Here is a 15,262-nt window from a genome sequence, read left to right as displayed (position 1 = left end):
GGTTAATCTGTCTCGGAAATCATCAATTTAGCATCAGCGAGTGCTGACTCTGCATTCTCGGCGGAAATTTCAGTCGGATAGTCTGGAAGCGCTACATCATTAACTGGTCGTCACTTCGAGAAGAGGGGCGGGTGCGTGCGATGCGGGACTTTGCATTGAACTGGTGTGCTGTCTAAAAGACAGCGATAGAAGTCAGTCTTCGAACGTCCGCCGGCGGGGGCAAAAATCAATGGTGCGGGTATTCCAGTGACTACTGATTGATCAAGCCTGAGCGAGCAATATTCTAACGAGAGCGTCTGGCTCTAATCTGGCTATGTTGTGGCCACAATTGAGAGAAAAGGTTGACCATTCCGGCTCCTCGCTCAAGCGTTGGTAAAGGTCGAGAAAGGGGCTTCCTTCCCATCCATGTGCGCCAACGAAAACCTTACGAGGCACTTCACGCCAGCGTCCGGTTAAATTGATTGACTGAAGAAATGTCCCGATTGGCTGCGGGCGGCACCGTGGATCCAGGTTGGCGGGCGCGGCACAATTCAGACCGTCTCCTTTTGCACCTGCAATGAACAAGTCTCTAAAACGCGGTGTTGTCAGCGACCAGACCGAGTCGCCAGCATCTGGAACATAAGCATCGACATAGACCAATGACCGGATGCGCGCCGGAGCGGCATCTGCTACGCCGCTTACGATCATCCCTCCGTAGGATTTTCCGACGAGGATTAATTCGTCGCTATGCGACTTCACGACATCGATCACCTCACCTATATGGGTTTCAAGGTTGCCCGATGGGGCAGGCGTCTCACCGAGCCCCGAAAGAGTGATTGGCACAACCATGTGCCCGTGCAATGTGATGATATCTGTTACTTTCTGGTAGACCCAACCGCCCTGCCAGCCTCCAGCTATCAGAATGAAAGTTGCCATAATAATCGTTCCTGTCGTTGGTTCGGCATCGCTTCGAAAGACGGACCGCTTTTGTCTGTTGTCGTGTTGAAATGGCCGATGGCTTTGCGACCAATGTCAGGCGTTTTATTGGGCGTTCATCAAAGTTCAACTTTATCGTACTTGAAAAGCGAACAGTCGGCGCGGCATTGAGCTCTTGTGAGAACAGAGGAATCCGAATAACAATTGCCGCTATTCAATTGACCCGAAATTCGGCTATTTCGAACTGGGCCTCGCGGCAGCTCAGGCATAAGAGCTACCAGTGCGGATCAGGCCATTCCGCGTTGGCCCACAATGCCAATTCTCCAGGAGAAACCATATCCTCCTCTCCTCGCTGCTGACGGAGCGTATAGTAGCTATCGTACAGTGGATGAAAACTCGTCAGAAGTTGGAGAAATTTGCGCTTTCGTTCAGCTTTCGTCCATGAGCAGAAGATCGCCCCTCTGCTTTGAAGCATGCTGAAGATTTCAGGATGCGCTGCGTCAACACGTCGCCATCCTGTGACAACGTCATTTCCCTGCGCCTGAAAATCCTTAAGGAGAGCTTCTTCGATTATTGCTTCGAGAGCGTAGGTGATAGCTTGCGTTTTAGCTGCATGGTCGAAATAGGCGAGCGAACACCGCAGCATTCGTTGTTGAAGCAGCAAAACCGGCCATAGGATCTTTACGCCATAACGGATGCCGATCTCCTCGTCGTGTTCAGGCGGCTTGAGAACCTCACGTTGTCGCTGGTATGCCTTGCGCACATCGTACGCCAGGCCAAGAAACGCGCCTTCCTTGTCTCGAACGAGAGGTGATCGTTCATTGATGTCGTGGACGACCTCATGCAGCCAGCGTTGAGAAGTGTAATCGCCGATTATCATGACGCCAGCATGGTTGTTCAGCAATCGATGAGAAAGCACTGCGATCTTCCCCCTGTATATTCGCCATACCGATCCCCCGTAAACCGATTTACGGCATCCACGGATTGTAGAGATCGATTCCGAAGCCGTCGAAATCCTTTATGTTGCGCGTCGCAAGGGTGAGGCTTTGCGCGATGGCGGTGGCGCCGATCAAGCCATCCATTGATGACAAGCCGCGGCCGGAGCGTTTTGCAAGACCCATCAAGTCTCCCCAAGCCAAAGCGACAGCCTCGTCCACCGGCAGGACCCGCTGCTCGAAGCGTTGCGGCAAATCACGCGCCAGCCATTCGGTCAAGGAATTGCGGCGTCGGCCCTCATCCATAAGGGCTACGCCGCGTCGGATTTCAGCGATCGACACTACGCTGATGAATGTTCGGTCCTCATCGAGCCTGTCCAACCATCCCAGGACATGTGTGTCCGGAGAGGGCCTTGTTACCTCAGACAACACGTTGGTATCGAGCAGGAGCCTCATAACGACAAATCACGCGGTTCGTCGCGCAGGCGGTCGACGTCCAGATCAAAATCACGCAGGGGCGAAACCAGCAGGAACTCCGCTAACGTGCCTTTGCGGACCGTCTTGCGTTCCCATTCCTCAGCCGAGACCACTACGACGGTTGGCTTGCCATTGCGAGTGATGGTTTGGGGGGAGGTCTGCGCGCGGTCGATTACTTCGGAAAACCGAGCTTTCGCGTTCGCAACGGTCCATTTAACATCCTCTTTAGGTGCGGATAACATATTTATCTCCATGACTATATTGACTAGTATGACTATATTAGAACGGCAAAGCGGTGACAACAGGGGAGAGGCGTCGGCCCTGTCGAAATCGAGGCGATAGCCTTGGCGACGATTGGCTGTGTGCAACCGGTCACCTGCGGAGCGATATCAAAAGATTTTTGGCAAGGGCGTTAGTCGCGAGCCATCAGCAATTTCCGGGGCGGCGCACGATGAAACTCGGTAACGTCAAAACAGGGCAAGGCGCTTTCTCGGCCGGATGATCCGTGAGGCGCTTAGCGACGAATGAGGCCAAAACGATGGGCTTCATCCAATAGATGACGAACGGACGAAGGCTGCCATTTGCGTCCACCACGCGCCGGCCGCTCTCCCATCTGATCGAGTTGGGCTGCAATATCGCGAAGCGACAATCCGGGATCGGCGATCGCTATTGCGGCGACAAGTTTCATCAGGTGATCAGAAGGGATGCGGCGAGGAGAACGGGCCAGAAGCTTCTTGTCGGCGATTTTTTCGCGAACCAGACGATGTACGGCGCGGCGCAGACGCTCGACAGTCCAGTCATGACCGCGCCGATTGAGCACCTGTACGATATTCTCCCAGCTGTGGACCGGGCGCATTTGTTGCACGAGTGGCAGCCAGGTCTGCGCCGAGGTGATCAGTTCATCGAGATAGCGTTTGTTGCGCGCTTGAGATACTGCCCGGATTGCCTCCGGCTTGCGCTCTCTCAAGCCGGGATTTCCCGGAAGCTTGCCGCGCGCCTTTGCAGCTTTGATCCCCGCTTTGGTCCGTTCAGCGATCAGCGCGCGTTCGAGCTGTGCAACGGCGCCCAGCACCTGCAGAGAAAACACGCCCTGCGGCGTCGACGTATCGATGGGATCTCGGATCGATCGAAAGTGGATGCCACGCTGTTCGAGATCCTCGATAACCTGCAGAATATGACTGACGGAGCGGGCAAGGCGGTCAAGCCGCACTACGACGAGGACATCACCGGCCGCGAGTTCTGAAAGCAGTCGGGTCAGGACAGGGCGGGCGCGTGAAGCCCCGGAACTATGTTCCTGAAAGATGCGATCACAGCCAGCGGCCTGTAACTCGTCCATCTGCCCATCATGCGCCTGTTCGTCGGTCGAGATGCGCGCGTAACCGATGAGGCGAACGGGACAGGACAATGAATTGGTTGCCTGATGTTTAGACAAGGCTGTTTCTCACGCTATTCGAGACGGCGGTGTACAGATAAGGAATGCATTAGAAAATGAACTGTTGCAAGCGTGTTTTTATGAACTAAATGCAAGCCCGCCAGACTGGAAATCCAATGTCGAGCAGTGGTCGACTGCCAGCAGTGTGAAAAGCGTTCTGATGGCCGTCTACGGCGGAAATTGTTAGAGCACGGCGTTCAGGAGAGGGGATGTGTTAATCTCCATGGGAGCGGTCTGCATGATGGCCAAAACATAGGGCGCCAAATCGGAAACACCGGATCGCCATCAAATGGCTAATGCCATCATAATGGGTATCTCAATTTGAGCTATTTGGGGGTCCACAGGAAGGAGCACTCAATGGTGACCCCGCAACGATCTGTCCGAAGCTCCAAAGCGCGCGACCTTGCCCATAAGCTCGCGCGCTGAGAAAATCGCACGACTGCCGACATCGTCGAACGCGCGCTCGAAGCCTAGGAGGCTCGAGAGGGGGGGACGTGAACTCGCTGCGAAGTTCTTTAGTCATCTCCCGTCGCAGTCGGGTACGGATATCGATTTCGACAGTATCATTGATGAAAACAGAAGCGCTCACAAAGGCGTCGAACTTTGATTTTTCTCGACACGAATGTGATATCGGAGACTTTGAACGAAGCTCCCGGTTCTGCCGTCATAGCATGGCCGGTTCGCCACGACGCCGAATTGGCATTGCCGGCGGTTGCGGTTGCTGAGATCGCTTTTGGTATTCAAAAGATCAGACCGGATCAGCACGCAGATCGTCTGGAAGAGGGACTTGTGAGCTGGCGTCGCCAGTTCTCCGACGAGATGTTTGCCTTCACGGAAGAAGCGGCATTGGCCTATTGAGATATCATGGGAGACGCTGCGCGGCAGGGGAGGGGCATGTCAGCTCCGGAAGGTATGATCGCGGCGATAGCGCGGATCAATGGTGGCCGGTTGGCGACCCGAAACCTCAAAGATTTCGAGACAACAGGGCTCGAATTGATCTCGCTTGGCAATTATGACAGTGATATCCCATCCTACAACAATCGGGCCGCTCGGCCGCTTCTCCGTGTAGCGCTGTTATAATAGCTGGATGCTTGCTGCACGGATCGGTGACGTGATTGTTCCATTGCTTCGGGCAGCGGAATGCCACGATTGGCCGCTTCGGTGAGATAGCCAGAGCGCAGGCCGTGCGCGGAGAATTCCTTCGCGTCGAGACCAGCCATTTGCGCGCGATGCTTGACGATCCGGTTGACCGCGCTCGGTTCCAGAGCCCGCGCGGAAACGTTGCCCCAGCGATCGACTTTTCGAAACACGCTGCCCTTGTCGATTTTTGCTGCTTCCAGCCAGCGGGCGAGGGCTTCGATGGGACTGCCAGTCAGATAGACGATTTCATCGTGATCGGTGCCACTGGTTTTGGTGCGACCAAGATGAATGCCGAGGGAGGGGAGGGGAGAACCATCCTCGTCAGTGACAGGCAGCTGTTTGACAAGCTGTTCTACGCGCAAGCCCGCAATTTCACTGCGCCTGCGCCCGCCCGAGGCAAAGGCTACCATCAGGATAGCCCGATCCCGCAATGCGGTTAGGTCCTCGCCTGAACAGGTTGCCAGCAGTTTGCCCAGAATATCGCCGGTAATCGCATTGGCACTCTTGCGGCTGCGTGGCCGGTTCAGCGCGCGCACTGCAAGCCGGATGGCCGATTTGACAGCAGGTGACGAAAACGCACCCTCCAGACCGCGCCAGCGGGTCAGCGTCGACCAGTTGGCGAGACGCCGGCGCACCGTTGCTGGCGCATGCGGCCCGGACACGCGCAAAAAGCCTTGCGCTCGCAATTGGTCTTCCACGCCGGCCGGCATGCCGTGGTCAGGGTCGATCTCGCGCTGTTGTGGCCGCCACAAATGATGGGCGACGAATTTCAGGAGCAGGGCTTCCGGCGCCGGAAAGGGGAGAGGATTGCCGGTCGCAGCCATCGACCAGGCTTCGAGATATGCCAGATCCGAGGTCAACGCGCGCAGCGTGTTTTCGCCCATGCCTTCATTGACCAGATGGCGCAGAGTCTCGACATCCTCATCGGTCAAAATGCCTGCCAGCATGTCGCGGCGGTTCATCGGCAGGACGGCCGCAATCGTATCGAGCGTTTCGGCGCGCAATAGTGTTCTTGGGGCTCCGTGGGAATCTCTGCAATAATACCCGCTAAGAGATTTTCGTGTGACGGAAAACAGATGATTTCCGCCTAGCGGCTCCGCGGGTTGAAATCGATGGGGCAGACCGGCGATTTTTTACGCGACAAACCCTGTCGGAATGTGAGACTGTGCGGCAATTCCTGATTTGAGGTTTGTCGTACATGTTGATTGGTTACATGCGGGTATCGAGCAGTGATGAGCGTCAGTCGGTTGACTTGCAGCGCGACGCCCTGCTCGCGGCCGGGGTCGATCAGCGCCACCTGCATCAGGATCGCGCTTCGGGCGCGCGCGACGATCGGCCGGGACTGAAGGCTTGCCTTGCAGAATTGTGCGAAGGTGACGTGCTGGTCGTTTGGAAGCTCGACCGTCTGGGCCGGTCACTCTCCCACCTGATCCGGATCGTTGAGGATCTGAAGATACGCGGGGTCGCCTTCCGCTCTTTGACGGAAGCGATCGACACGACGAATTCGCACGGCGCATTCCTGTTCAACCTGTTTGGCACGCTTGCCGAATACGAGAGAGTGCTGATCACGGAGCGGGTCAACGCTGGTCTGGCGGCGGCACGCCGGCGCGGTCGCAAGGGCGGCAGGCCGCCGACGATCGACACCGAAAAGGTTGAGCAGATTCTGGCGGCCCTGGAAGCCGGGGCCAGCAAGGCGTCGGTGTGTCGGACATTCAAGGTGCCGCGCTCGACGCTCATCGATACATTGCGGCGAAGCGGATGGACCGGACCGGGCAAAGAAGATGAGCCTGCTCCCCCAGTTTGAGAGCGGGTGTGACCGATGGCTTTCCTCGACGCGCAGTCGCGTACCGTTCTGTTCGCCCCACCCGACGTTTATGAAGAGGCGCTTGCACGCTATGCGCTGTCCGCTGAGGATGTCGCTTTCGCCAGAGCGCATCGCCGATCGCATAATCGTCTGGGCTTTGCCATCCAGCTCGCTCTGGTGCGTGATCTCGGTCGGCCGCTCCGCGCTGGGGAAGTTCCGCCTCAGGCGGTCGTCTCCGTGGTCGCCGATCAGCTGGGCATCGACCCCGCGGTGTTCGCGCTCTATGCCCAGCGGGAGGAAACCCGTCGAGAACATACGCGGGAGATTGTCGTCGCACTGGATCTCCAGCCCGTCCGGACGAGCGATTATCGCACCCTGATCACCGCGGCGGCACGCGAGGCCGCTGCGACCGAACAAGGCGAGCCGATTACCAAGGCCGTGATCGAAGCCCTCAAGGACAAGAAGCTGCTCGTTCCCGTGCCGGAACTGCTGATACGTCTGGCGATGGCGGGCCGGGCGGCGGCGCGACGACAGGCGTATCGCGGCTTGATCCGGGGCCTGGAGCAACCGTCAATCGAGGCGCTTGATCAGCTTCTCATCGATCGGTCCGGCGATCGGAGCCATCTCGGCTGGATTGCGGAAGCGCCGGAGGGGGCCAAACTGAAGAACCTCAAAGGTCTGATCGCCCGTCTTGAGATTCTGCGTTCGGTGGCCATTTCCGATGAGCGGCGTAAAACGATCCATGCCAACCGCTATGGGATCATCGCCCGGGACGCCCGCATTCTGCATGCCCGTGAGATACGACGCCTGACATCCGAGCGCCGTTATGCCACGCTCACGGCGTTCGCCATCGAGAGGCAGGCGGCAATCACCGACCTTGCGATCGACATGTTCTGCAAATTGATCGGCAGCACCCGTCGTAAGGCTGAGATCAGCCGAAAGGAACGCCGCCTGAAGGATGCGGAGGTTCTCGATGGGGTTGCGCTCGCTCATCTCAAGCTTGGCGAGGCGCTTCTGGCCGCCCGGGAGAGCAATGCCGATTTCGCATCCGCAATTGCTACGTCACTCGGTTGGGACGGATTGACCGCCAGCATGGCGGCAGCCAGTTCCGTCGTGCGCCCCGATCGCAGCGACGAATTCGATGAGCTCATCGAGCGGCACAAATCGCTTCGAAAGCTGGGCCGACTTGTGTTCGGCGCGTTCTCTTTCCGGTCGTTTCGTCCCGATGATCCGGTATTGAGGGCAGTGGATCATCTACGTGCGCTCTACAGCGGCAGGAAACTACCTGCGCAGGTGCCGATCGCGTTCATGACCCGCAAGTGGCGGCGGCGTGTGCGCTCGGACGGCGGCACCATCGACCTACGCGCCTGGGAAGTGGCGGTGCTCGTTCACCTGCGGGAGCGCCTGCGGGCCGGCGACATATGGGTTGATGGCAGCCGGGCATGGCGCAGTTTCGAGGATTACCTTCTGCCTCGACCGATCTTCGCTCTGATGCGCGCCGAAGGGCGGCTCGGGCTTGCCATCCCTGACAGCTTTGCCGAATGGCGAGCCGAACGCACCGCCACACTCGACGCGAAACTCAAAGAGCTGGCAAGGGCAGCGGCGGCCAACGCCATTCCAGATGCGGCCATTTCCGACAAGGGTTTGTCGGTCTCCCCGATCCGCGAGGAGGAGCGTGACCGGGTCGTGGCGCTCAGCCGGCGCCTCTATATTCTCGTCCCACGGATCAGGATCACCAGCCTGCTTGCTGAGGTCCACAACTGGACCAGGTTCCTTGACAGCTTCACACACTATCGCACCGGCGAGACGGCGAACGATGAGGCAGCACTGATGGCCGCCATCCTTGCCGACGCCACCAATGCCGGTGCTGAACGCATGGCGGAAAGCTCACGCGGCGTCACGATCCATCAGATGATGCTAATGGTGGATCGGCATCTACGATCAGAAACCTACGCTACTGCGACCGCCGTGCTGGTCGATGCGCAGCAAGCCCATCCCTTCGCCGAGGTCTGGGGCGACGGTCATATCTCCTCCTCGGACGGGCAGTTCTTTCCGGCCGGCGGGCGCGGCGAAGCCAGCCTTGAATACAATGCAAAATACGGCAAAAGACCGGGTGCCTCGGTCTATGGCTTCCTGTCCAACCGTTTCGCCTCCTTCTTCTCCCGCATGATCCAGGCGTCCGAGAGCGAAGCGCCCTACGTGCTCGATGGCCTCCTTCACAACGAAAGCTCCGTCGAAATCCATGAGCATGCAACCGATACCGCCGGCGCAACCGAAACGACATTCTCCATGTTCCATGGCTTCGGCTATAGGCTCATTCCTCGTATCCGCAATCTCGGCAATCGCAGGCTCTTCGTCATCGATCCCGACCCGACTTACGAGCCGCTCGGCGCGCTGATCGCAGGAACCGTCAACATGGATGTCATCGAACAGCACTGGGATGAGGTCTTGCGGCTGAAGGCCTCGATCGGCGCGGGCCTGGTGTCGCCGTCCGTCATCCTCAAGAAGCTTGCCGCATCACCCCGGCAAAACCGGCTCAATCAGGCGCTGCGCGAAATGGGCCGGATTGAACGCTCGATCTTCATCTGCGACTGGTTGCTCGACATCAAGCTCCGACGCCGATCGCATGCCATCCTCAACAAGGGTGAGAGCCGTCACGCTCTTGCCCGTGCGGTCTTCCTCCACCAGCTTGGCGAGCTGCGCAATCGCGTGGCGGAAACCATGGCCTACCGCGCCTCCGGCCTCAACCTCGTCGTCAACGCCATTATCCTGTGGAACACCGTCTATCTCAGCCGCGCCGTCGATTATGTCCGCAGCCAGGGCATCGATATTCCCGCCGAGTTGCTCTCCCAGGTAGCACCGCTTCCCTGGGCTCATATCGCACTCACCGGAGACTATCTCTGGAACGAAATTGACCGACCCCTCGAACGCTTCAGGCCGATCCGCGCTAACCGCTTCAATCCAAACAACTTCGATTTCCCTTAGCGGGTATTATTGCAGAAATGCCCACGGAGCCCCAAGACAGCAGCTATCGTGTCGAGTGTTTCGGCGCGCCGTTCGACGGCGGAAACGGGCGCTGATGGCACGGGCAAACTCCTTGATTGGCCTGAAAGCGGCTTTCTGCGGCGCGGCTTTGGCCCTGACTTTCGCTGATTTGCGGCGTCAAATCAATAAGCTTCGATAACCTATACTTATCGAAGGTTAGAAGCCAACATGGTTAATGTCGCAGTAACCATACTGAGTAGGCATTTGAGTTCAGTATGATGTCTTTTCGTATGTTTTTTCAATTGTTAAACGGTTCCCAGTTCAGCGCGTAACGCGTAAACCTCAACTGGCCGCTGCGCGTCAGAGCGCCCTTGTCGACCAGGTCCTGCAGATCGCGGGTGGCGGTGGCGCGTGACGTTTTGGTGATGGAGAGATAATTGTCGGCACTTAAGCCCCCGACAAAGCCATCGGGGCCGGCTTCAAACAACCGTGCCACAACCTTTTCCTGCCGTGGATTGAGTGCACCCCGGAACCGGTCATAGAAATGCGCTTTGGCAATATAAAAGCGCACCCGCTTGAGCGTCAGTTGTTGTGCAGCCAGCACGGTCTGTCCAAACCACACCAGCCATTCTGTCACATCAAGGGTGCGCTGATGCTGTTCCAGCTGCGCATAATAGGTTTTGCGGTGCTGCTCGATGGCAAAGCTCAGCAGGATCAAGCTGGGCTGACCCAGCGACTGGGCGAGGGCTTTTTCCGCCAGGGCCCGGCCCAGACGCCCATTGCCGTCTTCAAACGGATGGATGCTTTCAAACCAGACATGGCTGAGCGCTGCCCGGGTCAGCGCGGCGAGGGGAGACGCTCCACCGGGCGCTGTCACATTGAACCAGGCATTGAAGCGCTGCATTTCGGCTGGCACCTGTACCGAAGGCGGCGCTTCAAAATGGATCGTCGGGCGGTCCAGCTGTCCGGAAACGATCTGCATGGCATCCGTATGTGTCCGGTAAGCGCCGATGGTTTCGACATGCCGGTTGCCAGCCAACAGCATCTGATGCCAGCGAAACAGGGTCGCGTCGTCAAGTGGCGACGCGTAACTACCATACACATCGATCATCATCTCGGCGATGCCATATTCACGCGGCTGCAGCGCCCGCCGATCCGTTGCCAGGCCCAACTGTTTTCGTAGCGATGACTGAACACTAAGCCGGTCCAGCGTCTCACCTTCAATCGCACTGGTTTTGATTGCTTCATCGCTCAAGAGTTCGATGCGTAACAGATCGCGTTCCTTTGGATGGATATGGCGCACGGCACCAATCACCTCGCCAGAGGATAGCAGGAATTGCTGCTCCAGACTGTGCAGTGCTGCAGCATCGTAGCGGAAATTTGGCCAGTCCGGCTGCGTCCAGTTCCACGGCATGAGCGATGAGCTCCCTTTCTATAAATCATAGTATCAAATCTATTGATCAATAGAAAGGCCATCTATCACACAAGCTGTCCGACTAGAATATAATCGTAATGACCGCTTTGCGCCAATACCGGGCATCGCGCAAATTCACCGGATGCCTATTTCAGTGAAAACGGCTTACGTCCTCCGAGCGGAAATGCTTAATATCGGGGATGACAAAACCTACACCCGAACAAATCGAAAAGCTTGCTATCGCCTTTGAGCGATTTACCCGCCGTTTTAAGGTCGCGGAGGCAGCGGCAGTCCTGCACAACTCGCTCAACGCCCTCGACATTCAGGCGCTTCTTTTTATCGATGACCATCCCGAGTGTAACTTGGGGGATGTTGCGCGGCACCTTCAAGTCGCTCTTACGACGATGTCGTCTTCGGCAGACCGATTGGTGCGTCGGAACATGATTGCACGACAGCGGCCAGAGACAAACCGCAGGTCGGTGGCACTGACAATCACGAACAAGGGGCAGCAGGCGGTCTCAGGCTATGTCGATGGATATCGAGCCTCCTGCAAGGCGATGCTTGAGGCTCTCGATCCCGTTGACCAAACCGAATTCCTGCGACTTACCCAGCAGATCGCAAAATACGATTATTGAATAATACGAAAATCGTAGTATGTCTCTGCCATCGAAACGATCAGGGACGCCATCATGATAAACGCATCGCCCATCGCGCTCATCACCGGAGCAAACAAGGGCATCGGCCTCGCCATTGCGCGGCAGCTTGGCGTAGCCGGACACAGGGTCTGGCTGGGATGCCGCGACATTTCACGGGGTGAGATGGCGACTCACGAGCTGCGAGGCATCGGGGTCGACGCTCGTGCTGTGCAACTCGATGTCACAGACGGTGCGAGCGTGTCCAGCGCCGCGCAAATCGTCGAAAGCGAAATGGGGCGTCTCGACGTGCTGGTGAACAACGCCGGGCTCATGTTCGATCGCCCCCCCTCGCTCGCCGAGGAGTCAATCGACGAGATGCAGCGGATGTTCGACACCAACGTGTTCGGTGTAATGCGCGTCACGCAAGCCTTCCTGCCATTGTTGCGGAAATCGGAGGCTGCTCGGATCGTAATGATGAGCAGCGGCCTAAGTTCATTGACTGATGCCCTGGACATGCGAAGCGAGACATGGACGGTCGGCTTCGGCGGATACTGCGCCTCCAAGACAGCGCTGAACATGTTGACCGTCAAGCTCGCAAAGGAGCTGGATCGGGACGGCATCAAAGTGAACGCGGTAGACCCTGGCCTGACATCGACCGACATGACAGGTAACGGACCCGGTCATACGCCTGAAGACGGTGCTCGCCCTGCGGTCGCTCTGGCAACGACACACGCATACGGGCCCACGGCAGGGTTCTACGCTCGCACTCCCTTTGGCGAACTTGTGCAAAAAAGTTGGTGATACGCATTCTGGAACTATCAGATGCGGAGCGGACCAGTTCCGCATTTCAATGTCCGCTTGGCGCTTTATTGCAGACATTACCGTACAATTCACAGGCACTCCAAAGCGGTCATTCCGCTTTTTCTTGCTACTAACGACCATTATTAGGTGGATTCCTGCGGCGACCGCTTTTAGTCGCTGAAGTTGGGGAAGCGGCCTTTCAAGGGGCCACACTGCTTCGACTGTAACACGGTGCAATCGCCGACCTTCACTTTCCCCTTACCAAGAGGCAGACGTTTTGGATCGTATTTGGTAATCCTTACGGCGCGGCTTCATTATACGGGTTCAGAGCGGCTTCGACTAAATCCACCGCACGTGATCATGTGATCGCTCATGAGTTGCCCTCCAAATGGATTCTCGGTGGACCGTAGCATTCACGGGTTCTGGCATCTTGGAGGCTGCTGGCGGTTTTCAAACCCTCCATGGGGCGCTCGCGATAGAGTTCCAAAAAAATACTCGGCCATCGCGCCATGCATCTGCAGGGCGAAGCGGCCATGGGCAGTCTCGCTGTCGAATTGCTCGGTGAGGCTCTGAATTTTACGCCGTCCCGGCGACGCTCATCGAGCGTGCGCATCATTTCTACCAAGGAGCGGCCCAGACAATCAAGCTTCCAGACAACCAGAAATGCCTCCGGTCGGAGATAGGCGAGGGCGGGACGGTTTGTGCCGGCCTTGCCGGATTTCTTCTCCTCAAAAGTCTTCTCGCAACCGGCACGCTGCACGCGTCCCGCTGAAGGTCGAGGTTCTGATCCAGGGTCGAGACCCGCGCATATCCGATGAGCATGTCCGGATAGTAGTAAGTTACCGAATCCCGGAGAATAGATATCCTTACATAGTTTCCTCACATAAAACTGCAGCTGCAGAACGGGAGGGGCAATTTCGCATGTAAGGAAAAAGGTCGTTTTATTGACACCCAAACGATCGCGTGCAAGTTGTTGCGAAGCGCATTATGTTCTACAAGAGAAAAATGATGGAATCCCGGGGGGGGCAAATCTGGGCACACTAACAAAAGCAAAGCAGGGTATCGCTCCGGGCGAACCTCTCGCAGTTCCGACTCCGTGGCCGAACGCAAACGCGCGGCTATTGGGTTTGGGTGTCGGCTTGCCGGTAAAGCCATTGGATCGCCTGGCCCAATTTAGCCCTTTGGACTTTGAACGCTTTACGCTGGAATGGGCTTCGGACTACCTAGCCAACCAAGATGACGTGATCGAAGTCCAGCAACGAGGTGGTGCGGGAGACAAAGGTCGTGACGTCATCGTATGGCTTGATCCTTCGAGCATTTCGCCCCGCCGATGGCGCTTATACCAATGCAAACACTATGGGGCGCGCTTGGGCACCAGCGCGGCAATAGCCGAGATTGGTAAAGTCCTATTCTATACCCTGATGGGGGATTATTCGGTCCCAGAAGAATACTGGTTTGTCACCCATCAGGGTGTTGTGGGCCCTCTCCAGGACCTACTTGATGATCCGGAGAAAATGCGCGCCCACGTCCTGGCTAATTGGGATTCGCAATGTGCGGAGGCTATTGGGAAAGTGCCCATTCCCATGTCATCGCAGCTGTCCAGTCACATTCTTACCTTCCCATTCCAGATATTTCGGTCCAAGCAACCCCTTGAGATAATAAACGAACACGCAAAGACGCGCTTTCACCTTCCGGTCTTTGGCCTTCCCCTGATTGAGCGCGCCAAACCTCCAGCACCTCCATCGACCGTGACGGCCGGGGAAATGGGATATGTCGCGCAGCTATTCGAAGTGATAGGCGAAAATCTGGGGACACCAGTTTCCCAGCTTTCGGATTTTGTCGATAGTGACCCTCACCGTCGTCTATTTGAACGATCCCGCATTACTTTCTATTGCGCGGAAAATCTCAAGGAACTAGCCCGGGATCAGATGGCAGATACAGCGTACTTCGAAACGTTGGTCGATGAATTTGCTGATGGGCTTTATCATATCTGCAACGACCCCGCTGACTCAGGCCTAAAGAAGCTTAAGAGTACCATTCAGGCGGCCCAAAATCTGCAGCTTGGCGGGCATGCGCTGGCTCCTCACATTGTTGCAAACGACCGTGAAGGCATTTGCCATCACATGGCAAATGACGATCGCGTACGCTGGTGCGAGCCATGACCGCCACACAAAGGTTGGGTCTCCATCGACCCTTCAACTCGCCCATGGAATGCGGTCTGCGCATGCTTTTTGTATTGGCAGCGCAACCGGGTAAATCGACTGATCTCCAGCGCCTGGTGTCTTACGATTATCTACTGGTGCACTCCAGCGACGTAGCAGAAGGACCAGCCAGCCTTCATCCTGACGTACCGTTTCGGGGAAGTGAGCTTCTGGTTAAACGCGACATCGTGCACGATGGTTTGAACCAGATGTTCTCCCGAGAGCTGTTGCAGAAAAGCTTTACAATGTATGGCATCACCTATTGCTCGAACGAGTTAACGATCGCATTCACAGGCCTACTTGTGTCTGACTACGCCCAGGCCCTCCGAGAACGGTCACAGTGGTTAATCAGTCACTTCGGCGAAATGAGCGACAGCGATCTCGCGAATTTTATGAATGCCAATGTTGGCCGATGGGGCGCAGAATTTGAACGGTTCACTGCGACACGCGATTTGGAACTATGATGATGCAGGTGCGGAAAATAGTCTTAACTGGAGCGGGCGTTCCGAACGCTGCGATAGAT

14 protein-coding genes and 2 pseudogenes are annotated in these 15,262 nt (G+C 56.9%); 8 read left to right on the top strand and 8 right to left on the bottom strand.

Translation table 11 applies throughout. From position 1 onward, the window contains the following. Positions 1–261: 261 nt before the first annotated feature. The 5 genes from MKS82_RS00855 to MKS82_RS00835 all read right to left on the bottom strand — a co-directional run bounded on the left by MKS82_RS00855 (position 262) and on the right by MKS82_RS00835 (position 3,759). Positions 262–915, bottom strand: a complete 654-nt coding sequence (locus MKS82_RS00855; protein WP_196108489.1) for an alpha/beta fold hydrolase — start codon at positions 913–915, stop codon at positions 262–264. Positions 916–1,189: 274 nt separating this feature from the next. After that, positions 1,190–1,834 (bottom strand): DUF6904 family protein, encoded by a 645-nt coding sequence (locus MKS82_RS00850; RefSeq protein ID WP_196108490.1) that lies wholly within the window; start codon positions 1,832–1,834, stop codon positions 1,190–1,192. Positions 1,835–1,883: 49 nt separating this feature from the next. Next, positions 1,884–2,306, bottom strand: coding sequence for a type II toxin-antitoxin system VapC family toxin (locus tag MKS82_RS00845; RefSeq protein WP_196108491.1), 423 nt, complete (start codon positions 2,304–2,306; stop codon positions 1,884–1,886). Beyond that, on the bottom strand, positions 2,303–2,569 hold the full coding sequence (locus MKS82_RS00840; protein ID WP_196108492.1) for a type II toxin-antitoxin system Phd/YefM family antitoxin: 267 nt from the start codon (positions 2,567–2,569) through the stop codon (positions 2,303–2,305). Before MKS82_RS00840 ends, MKS82_RS00845 begins: the two co-directional genes overlap by 4 nt. 272 nt (positions 2,570–2,841) lie before the next feature. Beyond that, positions 2,842–3,759, bottom strand: coding sequence for a recombinase family protein (locus MKS82_RS00835; protein WP_196108493.1), 918 nt, complete (start codon positions 3,757–3,759; stop codon positions 2,842–2,844). A gap of 357 nt (positions 3,760–4,116) precedes the next feature. On the opposite strand from MKS82_RS00835, the pseudogene MKS82_RS00830 reads away from it, so the two are divergent. Both MKS82_RS00830 and MKS82_RS00825 read left to right on the top strand, forming a co-directional pair. Continuing rightward, positions 4,117–4,366: pseudogene (locus tag MKS82_RS00830) on the top strand (plasmid stabilization protein). Beyond that, positions 4,363–4,761: pseudogene (locus tag MKS82_RS00825) on the top strand (PIN domain-containing protein); the annotation flags it as partial. The pseudogenes MKS82_RS00830 and MKS82_RS00825, both read left to right, overlap by 4 nt. 29 nt (positions 4,762–4,790) lie before the next feature. On the opposite strand, the gene MKS82_RS00820 reads toward MKS82_RS00825, so the two are convergent. Continuing rightward, positions 4,791–5,861, bottom strand: a complete 1,071-nt coding sequence (locus tag MKS82_RS00820) for a site-specific integrase (protein WP_240578279.1) — start codon at positions 5,859–5,861, stop codon at positions 4,791–4,793. A 236-nt stretch (positions 5,862–6,097) separates the two neighbouring features. Between MKS82_RS00820 and MKS82_RS00815 the strand changes: the two genes are divergently transcribed. Further along, positions 6,098–6,703, top strand: coding sequence for a recombinase family protein (locus tag MKS82_RS00815; protein WP_112828978.1), 606 nt, complete (start codon positions 6,098–6,100; stop codon positions 6,701–6,703). Positions 6,704–6,718: 15 nt separating this feature from the next. Next, complete coding sequence (locus tag MKS82_RS00810) at positions 6,719–9,688, top strand: Tn3 family transposase (protein WP_112828977.1); 2,970 nt, start codon at positions 6,719–6,721, stop codon at positions 9,686–9,688. A 298-nt stretch (positions 9,689–9,986) separates the two neighbouring features. Here the strand turns inward: MKS82_RS00810 and MKS82_RS00805 are convergent, their stop codons facing one another. Beyond that, positions 9,987–11,102, bottom strand: coding sequence for a Fic family protein (locus tag MKS82_RS00805; RefSeq protein ID WP_240578248.1), 1,116 nt, complete (start codon positions 11,100–11,102; stop codon positions 9,987–9,989). A gap of 200 nt (positions 11,103–11,302) precedes the next feature. On the opposite strand from MKS82_RS00805, the gene MKS82_RS00800 reads away from it, so the two are divergent. Beyond that, on the top strand, positions 11,303–11,737 hold the full coding sequence (locus tag MKS82_RS00800; RefSeq protein ID WP_240578247.1) for a MarR family winged helix-turn-helix transcriptional regulator: 435 nt from the start codon (positions 11,303–11,305) through the stop codon (positions 11,735–11,737). A 54-nt stretch (positions 11,738–11,791) separates the two neighbouring features. Next, positions 11,792–12,538 carry an SDR family oxidoreductase gene (locus tag MKS82_RS00795; protein WP_240578246.1) on the top strand — a complete coding sequence of 249 codons (747 nt, stop codon included), beginning with the start codon at positions 11,792–11,794 and terminating at the stop codon, positions 12,536–12,538. A gap of 370 nt (positions 12,539–12,908) precedes the next feature. Here MKS82_RS00795 and MKS82_RS00790 read toward each other — a convergent pair whose 3' ends face one another. Continuing rightward, positions 12,909–13,298, bottom strand: a complete 390-nt coding sequence (locus tag MKS82_RS00790) for a recombinase family protein (RefSeq protein ID WP_445558048.1) — start codon at positions 13,296–13,298, stop codon at positions 12,909–12,911. A 184-nt stretch (positions 13,299–13,482) separates the two neighbouring features. On the opposite strand from MKS82_RS00790, the gene MKS82_RS00785 reads away from it, so the two are divergent. Together MKS82_RS00785 and MKS82_RS00780 are read left to right on the top strand one after the other, a co-directional pair. Continuing rightward, on the top strand, positions 13,483–14,700 hold the full coding sequence (locus MKS82_RS00785; protein WP_240578245.1) for an ABC-three component system protein: 1,218 nt from the start codon (positions 13,483–13,485) through the stop codon (positions 14,698–14,700). Further along, entirely contained in the window at positions 14,697–15,203 is a 507-nt protein-coding gene (locus MKS82_RS00780; RefSeq protein WP_240578244.1) for an ABC-three component system middle component 2, read from the top strand. The genes MKS82_RS00785 and MKS82_RS00780 overlap by 4 nt, the downstream gene beginning before the upstream one ends. The last annotated feature ends 59 nt before the right edge of the window (positions 15,204–15,262 follow it).

Source organism: Ochrobactrum sp. A-1, from assembly GCF_022488005.1.
GTDB lineage: Bacteria > Pseudomonadota > Alphaproteobacteria > Rhizobiales > Rhizobiaceae > Brucella.
The sequence above is the reverse complement of the archived record's forward strand: the minus strand, read 5'-3'. Positions and strand labels throughout refer to the sequence as shown.